The organism is Pseudomonas sp. UBA1879 (assembly GCF_002338065.1).
Taxonomy (GTDB): Bacteria; Pseudomonadota; Gammaproteobacteria; order Pseudomonadales; family Pseudomonadaceae; genus Aquipseudomonas.
The window spans coordinates 199,691-209,715 of record NZ_DDHJ01000016.1 but is presented as its reverse complement, the minus strand read 5'-3'; the positions used below and the strand labels follow the sequence as shown (position 1 = coordinate 209,715).

The 10,025-nt window shown below is 59.6% G+C and carries 5 protein-coding genes; 1 reads left to right on the top strand and 4 read right to left on the bottom strand.

Annotated features, from left to right (window positions below; genetic code table 11):
* Positions 1 to 335: 335 nt before the first annotated feature.
* The 4 genes from mdoH to pip all read right to left on the bottom strand — a co-directional run bounded on the left by mdoH (position 336) and on the right by pip (position 6,669).
* Positions 336 to 2,924, bottom strand: a complete 2,589-nt coding sequence (mdoH, locus tag B3N48_RS19330; protein ID WP_296186514.1) for a glucans biosynthesis glucosyltransferase MdoH — start codon at positions 2,922 to 2,924, stop codon at positions 336 to 338.
* Complete coding sequence (locus tag B3N48_RS19325) at positions 2,917 to 4,905, bottom strand: glucan biosynthesis protein G (protein WP_296186513.1); 1,989 nt, start codon at positions 4,903 to 4,905, stop codon at positions 2,917 to 2,919. Before B3N48_RS19325 ends, mdoH begins: the two co-directional genes overlap by 8 nt.
* Before the next feature lie 259 nt (positions 4,906 to 5,164).
* The gene (gene dtd / locus B3N48_RS19320; RefSeq protein ID WP_296186512.1) at positions 5,165 to 5,602 is read right to left on the bottom strand and encodes a D-aminoacyl-tRNA deacylase; all 438 of its coding nucleotides are present in this window, start codon (positions 5,600 to 5,602) and stop codon (positions 5,165 to 5,167) included.
* A 95-nt stretch (positions 5,603 to 5,697) separates the two neighbouring features.
* A complete protein-coding gene (gene pip, locus B3N48_RS19315) occupies positions 5,698 to 6,669 on the bottom strand; it encodes a prolyl aminopeptidase (RefSeq protein WP_296186510.1) in 972 nt (323 codons plus the stop codon).
* Positions 6,670 to 7,096: 427 nt separating this feature from the next.
* Here pip and B3N48_RS19310 point away from each other — a divergent pair, with 427 nt between their 5' ends.
* Positions 7,097 to 9,580 (top strand): glycogen/starch/alpha-glucan phosphorylase, encoded by a 2,484-nt coding sequence (locus tag B3N48_RS19310; protein ID WP_296186509.1) that lies wholly within the window; start codon positions 7,097 to 7,099, stop codon positions 9,578 to 9,580.
* The last annotated feature ends 445 nt before the right edge of the window (positions 9,581 to 10,025 follow it).

Here is a 10,025-nt window from a genome sequence, read left to right as displayed (position 1 = left end):
TAAAGACAGTTGGCTCACTCCCACGGGAAGTTACGGAGTATCAGACACATCTCATAAGCCTGTTTGCTGTCGGTTCCCGGCAGATCACGGGACAAGCCACGTGCCTACAGGTTGGCTGGCCGCAATGTCTACAGGGGCCGCCCCTCTCTGTAGGAGTGAGCTTGCTCGCGATGACGGCAGGTCGGTCAACACTGGGACAGCTGACAGGACGCCTCGCGAGCAAGCTTACGCCTACAGGAACTGCGGCTGCTGGAGGTTGTACCTGTTCACACACAGACAAAAACGCCGCCGAAGATCAGTCTAAGGCGGCGCTTTTTTTGTCCCGACTGCGTCAATCAGGCATTGGCCAGCGACGGCGCATTCAGGTGGGTCGCGGGCTGCAACGGCAGCAGCGGCGCATGAGGATCGGCCTTGACCGACGCTCGCCACGCTTCGAGCCATGCCTCGTTGCCTTCCGCCCAGACTGCTTCGTGCAAGCGCGCCAGCGCAACCGGATCGCTTAACAACTGCAAGCGCTCGTGGTTGTTCAGGTGCTCAGGGCCGCCTTTGATCGCATGACGAACCCGCTCGACACGCATCCACTCAATCGGCTCTGCCTTAAGGTGACGCGACGTAGCCAGTGCACAGGCCAGGGCGTTTTGCTGAGGATCGACCACCGCGCGAATGAAGCCATCGTGCAGCGCGTGCCAGCGGTTCTCATGGGTGTATTGGTCGGTAGACACCAATTCTTGCGGCGGCGTGTGCTCTTCCGGGATCAGGAACAGGCTCTCATCTTTCGCCTTCAGGCCAAGATTGGTGCGGCTGGAAATCACCGAGACCGGAATCGACAGCATCAGCGAACCGACGATCGGCACCAGCCACCACAGGAAGCTTGGGTTCAGCCAAGCCACCAGCAATGCCCATGCGAAGCCCAGCAAGGTTTGCGGACCATGGCGCTTGACCGCTTCGCTCCACGGCGTGGAGTCGTCGTCGCGCTGCGGAGAGTTCCAGGTTGCGGCCCAGCCGAGGAACGCGGCCAGCACGAAGCGGGTGTGGAAGATCATCCGTACCGGCGCCAGCAGCATCGAGAACAGCATTTCCAGGAGCATCGACAGCGTGACTTTGATCCGACCGCCGTAACCTGTTGCGCCTTTAGCCCAAATCAGGATGACACTGAGCAGCTTAGGCAGGAACAACAGCACGATGGTGGTCGAGAACAGCGCAACGGCCTTCTCCGGATGCCATTGTGGCCATAGCGGATAAAGCTGACGTGGCTCCAGGAAGTAGGTCGGCTCCATCAATGTGTTGACCGCCAGCAATGCTGTCGACAACACCAAGAACAGGAACCACAGTGGCGCGGACAAGTACGACATGACGCCCGTCAGGAACACTGCCCGATGCACTGGGTGCATGCCTTTGACCAGGAACAGCCGGAAGTTCATCAGGTTACCGTGGCACCAGCGACGGTCGCGCTTGAGTTCGTCCAGCAAGTTGGGCGGCAGTTCTTCGTAGCTGCCCGGCAGATCGTAAGCAATCCACACGCCCCAACCCGCGCGGCGCATCAGCGCGGCTTCGACGAAGTCGTGGGACAGAATCGCACCCGCGAACGCGCCCTTCCCGGGCAAAGGCGCCAACGCACAATGCTCGATGAACGGCTTCATGCGGATGATCGCGTTGTGGCCCCAGTAGTGGGATTCGCCCAGCTGCCAAAAGTGCAGGCCGGCGGTGAACAGCGGGCCATACACGCGGGTGGCGAACTGCTGCATGCGGGCGTACAGCGTGTCCATACCTGATGCGCGTGGTGCGGTCTGGATGATACCGGCGTCCGGGGTCGCTTCCATCAAACGCACCAGGCTGGTCAAGCACTCGCCACTCATCACCGAGTCGGCGTCGAGCACGACCATGTAACGGTATTCACCGCCCCAGCGACGGCAGAAGTCGTCGAGGTTGCCGCTTTTGCGTTTCACACGACGACGACGACGGCGGTAGAAAATCCTGCCGAAGCCGCTGGTCTCGCGGCACACGTCCAGCCACGCCTGTTGCTCGGCAACGGCGATGTCGGTTTCGTTGGTGTCGCTCAACACGAAGAAGTCGAAACGGTCCAGATCGCCGGTGGCCGCGACCGACTCGAACGTCGCGCGCAGACCGGCAAATACCCGAGGCACGTCTTCGTTACAGATCGGCATCACCAGCGCAGTGCGGGCACCCGCTTCGATCGGCTCATTACCAGCGCTGGCGCCGGAAATGCGGTATTTGTCGCGCCCGGTGAGCAATTCGAGAAAGCCCATCAGGGCGGTCCAGAAACCGGCAGACACCCAGCAGAAGAGGATCCCGAACATCAGCAGAATGGTGGTCTGCAGCGCATAGGGCATGACTTGAACAGCGGTTTGCCACAAGGTCTGACGGCTGATTTCGTCGAACGAGACCAGCGACCAGCCTTGGTACGGCAGAATGCCTTTCATGTAGAAGCCGGCGACGATGGTCTGGCCCAGCATGAGAATCAGCAGAATGTAGCGGCGAATCGAACCGACCGTGCGCCAGCGTGACTTCGGCAAGTCGCGCGGCAAATCGTCCTTGGCCGGTTTCGGCGGGTTGGTTTTACCTGTCAGACGGCGCCAGCCACGGTGCAGGACGTTGGTCCGCCATGGCTCAGGCACAACTTTGGTACGACGAATCGGCGGCGTCGCCTTCAGGCACACACGACCGCTGGCGTCGACCGTCAGCATTTCCGCGTCGTGCAGCTCGTCAGCGGTGGTCAGCGTCAGGCGACGGCCCACCGAAGCCTGAGCGGCCTCGGCGGTGTCGGTGACGGGCTGCGCTGAAAGGCGTTCGTGCAGCTCAGCGAACGAGGTGCAGCTGGCCAGTTCGGCCCGCTGCTCGTCGCTCATCGGCAAATGTGCAAGGTACTCAACGAGAGACTCAGGCACGGCGTGTGAATTACTCATCGGCTGGCAACTGGTAGCTCCAGGTCTCGGTCAGAATCTGCTGATTCATCGCCGAAGCCTGTTGGGTGGATGCAGCCTCTACCGCTGGCTGCGTGGTGTCTTTGATACCTTTGTTGGCCTTGGCAGCGTCGCCCAGAGCCGCTTCAGGTTTGGACGCCTCATCGGACTTGGCTTCAGCGACCTTCGCAGCGTCGGCAGGTTTGGCAGCATCAGCTTTGGCCGCGTCGCCCTTCGCGTCTTTGCCCTCGGCCTTGACGTCTGCCTTCGCCACTTTGGCGTCTTTCGCATCACCGGCTTTCACGGCATCGGTTTTGACGATTTCAGCTTTTTCGTCTTTAGGCGCGGCGGCGACAGCCGCTGCTTTGGCGTCCGCTTTTTTCTCAGGCTTCTTGTCTGATTTGTCAGCGGTAATAAGTGCCGGTTCCTTGCCAGGCTCGACCGGGGTCTCGCGCAGCAGGTAAGCGCGCAGTTCCACGTTCTTGTTCGAGTCCTTGACCTTCAGGCGCAGCGTCAGACGCCAGCCTTTGGTGACCGGGTTGTAACGCAGGTTGTTTTCGACCAACTCGGTGTTGTCGTCGGTAGTGACCTGACTCCGAATAGCCGGGTCTTCACCCAGTTTGGCCAAGGTCGGACCAACGAAGTCCACCAAGTAGGCAACGCTGCCATCAGGCTGACGAATCAGATTGGACTGCTTCACGTCACCGGTCGAACGCAGGGTCTGCTTGACCCAGCCCAGATCAGGCGAGTGAATGGAGTCTTCATCCATGGTCCAGTGCAGACGGTAGTTGAAGTCGATCGGCTGACCCGGCTCTGGCTGGGTCTCAGGCTTCCAGAACGCAACGATGTTGTCGTTGGTTTCGTCAGCGGTCGGGATCTCTACCAGATCCACGGTGCCCTTGCCCCAGTCGCCTTTCGGTTCGATCCAGGCACTCGGACGTTTGTCGTAGCGGTCGTCCAGGTCCTCGTAGTGGCTGAAGTTGCGGCCACGCTGCAACAGACCGAAACCGCGCGGGTTCTCTACCGAGAAGCTGCTGACAGCCAGATGTTTCGGGTTATTCAGCGGACGCCAGATCCACTCGCCATTGGCTGCCTGAATCGACAGACCACTGGAATCGTGCAGCTCGCGACGGTAGTTGAGGACCTTCGACGGCTGGTTGGCGCCGAACAAGTACATGCTGGTCAGCGGCGCAACGCCCAGTTTGCCGACCTTTTCACGCAGGTACATGCGCGATTGCACGTCGACCAACGTATTGGTGCCCGGGCGCAATGTCAGTTTGTAAGCACCGGTGGCCCGAGGGGAATCCAACAGCGCGAAGATCACCAGATGGTTGTCATCCGGATTTGGCTTCTCGATCCAGAACTCGGTGAAACGTGGAAATTCTTCACCCGACGACATAGCAGTGTCGATGGCCATGCCACGGGCCGACAGGCCGTAAACCTGATTCTTGCCGATAACGCGGAAGTAGCTCGCGCCCAGCATGGTCATGATTTCGTCTTGCTTGTCGTCTTTGTTGATGGGGTACAACACGCGGAAACCGGCATAGCCCAGGTTTTCGGTGGATTTGGGGTCGAACTTGACGTCACCGAAGGTGAAACGGCTCGGATCGTATTTGATCTCGTTAACCGAAGTGGCGGTGACTTCGTTGATCTTCACCGGCGTGTCGAAGTGCATGCCCTGGTGATAGAACGAAATTTTGAATGGTGTCTTGTCAGCGGCCCATTCGGCCTTGTCCTGCAAGAAGCGAATCTTCTGGTAGTCGGCAAACTTCATGTCGCGGAATTCCGCTGGAAGGTTGCTCTTTGGGGCTACGAATTTCTGTCCGGCCAGTTCTTTGGCCTTTGTCGCCACGTCGTCAAGATCGAACGCCCAAAGCTGGCTGGCGCCGAACAGACAAAATAAAGCCGACCCGGCCAACAAGGCGCCACGCAGGCGCTTGCCAGGGGTCTTTGGTGCATTACATGGACTAACAATCACGAGCAACCCTCGCCGAAAACAGATGAAGAAACCAACGGCCAGCTTTCAAATGCCGGGTTGGCGAGCATTGTTCCGACTCCAAAAGGGGCCAATGATTCCCCAAGCGGTGTCGGACCAGTCTGCGTTTTTACCGATCTGGCGAGTTTTCACTCGCCTTCGTAGCGCGCGATTATCTAGTAGCCCGCGTTACAACGCATCAGGGGAAACAAAGTATTTATGGCTTTTTCGCCTAATAAATTCGGGGACGTCAGCGAAAGCCCGGGTTTCACGTCTCAAGCAAAAATGTCACAGGGCCATCATTGATCAAATGCACCTGCATATCCGCACCAAATTGGCCCGACGCGACCGTCCCGTGCGAGGTTTTAGCCTTTTCCAGCAAATAGTCAAACAATTCGGCACCCAGGGCGGGCGGCGCAGCTTTCGAGAAGCTGGGACGCATGCCGCTCTTGGTGTCAGCTGCCAGTGTGAACTGAGAAACCAGCAGCAATCCGCCGCCCACATCGTTCAATGACAGGTTCATCTTGCCGTCGGCGTCGCTGAACACCCGGTAGTTGAGCAGCTTGTGCAAAAGCTTGTCGGCACTGGCCCGGGTGTCTTGAGGTTCGACCCCAACCAGCACCAGCAACCCCTGATCGATGGCACCCACCACCTGGCCCGCGACATCGACGCGAGCTGAACGCACGCGCTGGAGCAAACCCTTCATTTATAACCTTCTAAACATTTACTGGATTCACACAAATCCTGTGGGAGCCGGCTTGCTACGCGCCGGCTCCCACAGTTTCGATCCTTTTGCCCCGGTTATGCCTCTTCTGGCGGAAGATCCAGCAAACGCCGCGCCACTTGCGAGGCCGCACGGACCAGCGCGTCGGTAATGCCTGGTTCGGAGGCCGCGTGCCCCGCATCGCGAATCACTTGCAGCTCGCTGTTCGGCCAGTTCTGGTGCAATTCCCACGCATTGTCGAGTGCGCAGATCACGTCATAGCGGCCATGCACGATGATTCCTGGCAAGTGCGCGATTTTCGGCATGTCGCGGATCAGTTGGTTCTCTTCAAGGAAGGCGTTGTGGGTGAAGTAATGGCATTCGATGCGGGCGATGGACAGCGCGCGCTGCGGCTCGGAGAAGCGATCCACCACCAGCGGGTTCGGTCGCAACGTGGCGGTACGCCCCTCCCACGTGGACCACGCCTTGGCGGCGTGCATCTGAGCGATCTGGTCGGTGCCCACCAGCCGTTTGTGGAACGCCTTGAGCAGATCGCCCCGCTCATCCTGAGGGATCGGCGCCACATAATCCTGCCAGTAATCGGGGAACAGACGACTGGCGCCCTCTTGGTAGAACCATCTGATGTCCTGCGGACGGCACAGAAAGATACCCCGCAGAATCAGGGCATGTACGCGGTCGGGGTGGGTCTGCGCGTAGGCCAGCGAGAGTGTCGAGCCCCACGAACCGCCAAACAGCACCCATTTGTCGATACCGAGGTGTTTACGGATCCGTTCGAGGTCTTCGACCAAATGCCAGGTGGTGTTGTTTTCGAGGTTGGCGTGAGGGGTGGATCGGCCGCAACCGCGCTGGTCGAAAGTAATGATGCGGTACAGATTCGGGTCGAAGTAGCGACGGCTCTGCGCATCGCATCCCGAACCTGGGCCGCCGTGGATGAATACCACCGGCAGGCCTTCCGGCGAGCCGCTTTCATCGACATACAGCACATGAGGCTCTTCCACTGCCAGATCATGCCGGGCGTAAGGTTTGATCTGCGGGTACAAAGTCTGCATAGGTGCTCCATAAGTCCAATTCAGGGGCTTCTATCTAGCTGCCGTTGGGCATCATAAACCCGAAATGACAAATGATCATATTGGCGCCGCTGCCTGCTTTTTTGTGTGAGCCGGCTTGCTGCGGACCGCGACCGGACGGATGCGTTGGCGCAACCACCCTTCCTGTGACTGGAATGACGCATTCGTCCGATGGCGGCGCGCAGTAAACCGGCCATAGCGGCAAACTCGAACAAAACTGGAACGATCAATGCAAGCGTTTTGCAAGATGCCGCATACCGTCAAAAACCGGCGAACCAGAGCGCTCTGACCGAGTCGAACCGAGGGTCGTGCAACCGGATATTTCGCCTGAGGGCAGGAAATAAGCGGCGACACCCCCTACAGTCAATCCACCCCATTCAATCGTCCAACCAACTTGAGGTCGTACCCGATGTCTCCGGAACCCAACGTTCGTGACGCTGAAGTGGCAGCCTTTCGTGAAGCTGTACTTAACAAGCTCGAATTCGCCGTCGGTAAAGACGCTGCCCATGCGTTCGACCATGACTGGTTCATGGCGATCGCCTTGGCCACTCGCGACAAAATGGCCGAGAAGTGGATGAACCACACCCGTTACATCTACCGGCAGGAAAAGAAACGCGTCTATTACCTGTCGCTCGAATTTCTGATTGGGCGATTGATGTTCGACAGCCTGAGCAACCTCGGCATCCTGGACACTGCACGTGAAGCGCTCAAGGGCCTTAACGTCGACTTGGAAAGAATCCGCACGCTGGAACCCGATGCGGCGCTGGGCAATGGTGGTTTGGGGCGTCTGGCCGCGTGCTTCATGGAAAGCATGTCGTCGCTCGGCATCGCCGGTCACGGCTACGGCATCCGTTATGAACATGGCCTGTTCCGTCAGGCGATTGTCGATGGCTGGCAGCAGGAGCAGACCGAGAACTGGCTGGATTTCGGCAACCCGTGGGAGTTCGAGCGTCCGGAAGTGATCTACCAGATTGGCTTCGGCGGCAGTGTCCAACCGGTCGTTGACCCCAACGGCGCGCCGGTGCTGGATGCGTCGGGCGAAACCCGTCAGATCTGGAGCGCGGGCGAAACCGTGCGGGCGATTGCCTACGACACTCCCGTGGTCGGCTGGCGCGGCAAGGCGGTGAACACCTTGCGCCTGTGGCGTGCCCGCGCCGTCGAAGACCTGCATCTGGAACGCTTCAACGCGGGCGACCACGTCGGCGCCGTGGCGGAAGTGGTTCGCGCCGAGAGCATTTCCCGCGTGCTGTACCCCAACGACAGCACCGAAGCCGGCCAGGAACTGCGCCTGCGTCAGGAATATTTCTTCGTCTCGGCTTCGCTGCAAGATCTGCTGCGTCGCCACAAGAACATGGGCTACACGATCAACAGCCTGCCCGAACACGCCGCGATTCAGATGAACGACACGCACCCGTCGATCGCTGTCGCCGAGCTGATGCGCATCCTGATCGACCTGTACGACGTGGAGTGGGACGAAGCGTGGCGCATCACGGTCGGCACCCTCGCCTACACCAACCACACATTGCTGCCCGAGGCGCTGGAGACGTGGTCCGTCGGCCTCATGGAACGGCTGCTGCCGCGCCACATGCAGATCATTTATATGATCAATGCGCAACACATCGATCAGGTGCGCGTCGATCACAAGGATGATCCGGATCTGTTCGGTTTGCTGCGTGCGGTGTCGTTGATCGAAGAAGACAATGGCCGTCGCGTGCGCATGGGTAACCTGGCGTTCATCGGCTCGCACAGCATCAACGGCGTCTCGGCCCTGCACACGCAACTGATGCGCAAGACCGTGTTCGCGCAGCTGCACAAGTTGTACCCAGACCGCATCAACAACAAAACCAACGGCATCACCTTCCGCCGCTGGCTGTTCCAGTCCAACCCGGAGCTCACTTCGATGTTGGTGGACAAGCTGGGCGAGCAGGTGCTGGATAATCACGAAACCGCGCTGCTCAAACTGGAGCCGCTGGCCGACGACCCGACGTTCCAGCAAGCATTCGCCGCGCAACGGCTGCAGAGCAAAACCGCGCTGGCGAACATCGTTCAGGAACGACTGGGCATCGCGCTCAATCCGGAAGCGCTGTTCGACGTGCAGGTCAAACGGATTCACGAATACAAGCGCCAACTGCTCAACCTGTTCCACACCGTGGCGCTGTATCAAGCCATGCGCGCTGACCCCAGCACCGACTGGGTGCCCCGCGTGAAGATTTTCGCGGGCAAGGCGGCGGCCAGTTATCACTCGGCCAAGCTGATCATCAAACTGGCGAACGACATCGCCCGGACCGTGAACAACGATCCGACCCTGCGCGGCCGTCTGAAAGTGGTGTTCCTGCCGAACTACAACGTGAGTCTGGCGGAAAGCATCATTCCGGCCGCCGACCTGTCGGAGCAGATTTCCACGGCAGGGCTGGAAGCCTCGGGCACCAGCAACATGAAGTTCGGTCTCAACGGCGCGCTCACCATCGGCACCCTCGACGGCGCCAACGTGGAAATGAGCGAGCAGGTCGGGCTGGAACACATGTTCATCTTCGGCATGACGTCCCAAGAGGTCGAAGCACGCAAACATGCGGGTGAATTCAACGCGCATAACGACATCGCGGCGTCGTCGCGGCTGAACGATGTGCTGCAAGCGATTCGTGGCGGGGTGTTCTCGCCGGACGATCCGTATCGCTACGCTGGGTTGATCGAGCAGTTGATCAACTACGACCGTTTCTTTGTCTGCGCGGATTTCGAGTCGTACTGGGATGCCCAGGCACGGGTCGAAAAACGCTGGCACGACAGCAAGGAATGGTGGCGCTCGGCAGTGCTCAACACCGCGCGCATGGGCTGGTTCTCCTCGGACCGGACCATTCGCGAATACGCGAACGAGATCTGGCACGCGCTGGATTGAGAAACGGGGATCGTCGTCGCAGGGCAACGATCACCCATCAACTAACCGACAAAACGCGAAACCCTGTAGAGCGCTTGCCCGCGAATGCGTTGAGCCAGGCACTGCAACGTGATCTGACAGACCCTGATCGCGAGCAAGCTCACTCCTACACGGTCCGCGGAAGGTCTTCCGACCGGCCTAGGCCCCTGTAGGCGCGTGGCGTGTCCCGCGACCGCGCAGGGTTGCGTCCAACCGCAGCCGCCGTAACATCGGAGCCCGTGGCCTGCCTGTTAGACCGTGAACGCTGGACTTACGACGGGTACCCCGCCGATCGCGGGACAAGCCACGCTCCTACAGTTGTCATTGAGAGTCGACGCTGTAGGAGTGAGCTTGCTCGCGATGCATTTGGTCAGACGCAGCAATGTTGACTGACACACCTCCGTCGCGGGGAAGTGCGCTCCCACAC

Excerpts from the sequence above, each read along its gene's own strand:
- mdoH (WP_296186514.1), bottom strand. The coding sequence starts at position 2,924 with ATGAGTAATTCACACGCCGTGCCTGAGTCTCTCGTTGAGTACCTTGCA.
- dtd (WP_296186512.1), bottom strand. The coding sequence starts at position 5,602 with ATGAAGGGTTTGCTCCAGCGCGTGCGTTCAGCTCGCGTCGATGTCGCG.
- pip (WP_296186510.1), bottom strand. The coding sequence starts at position 6,669 with ATGCAGACTTTGTACCCGCAGATCAAACCTTACGCCCGGCATGATCTG.
- B3N48_RS19310 (WP_296186509.1), top strand. The coding sequence starts at position 7,097 with ATGTCTCCGGAACCCAACGTTCGTGACGCTGAAGTGGCAGCCTTTCGT.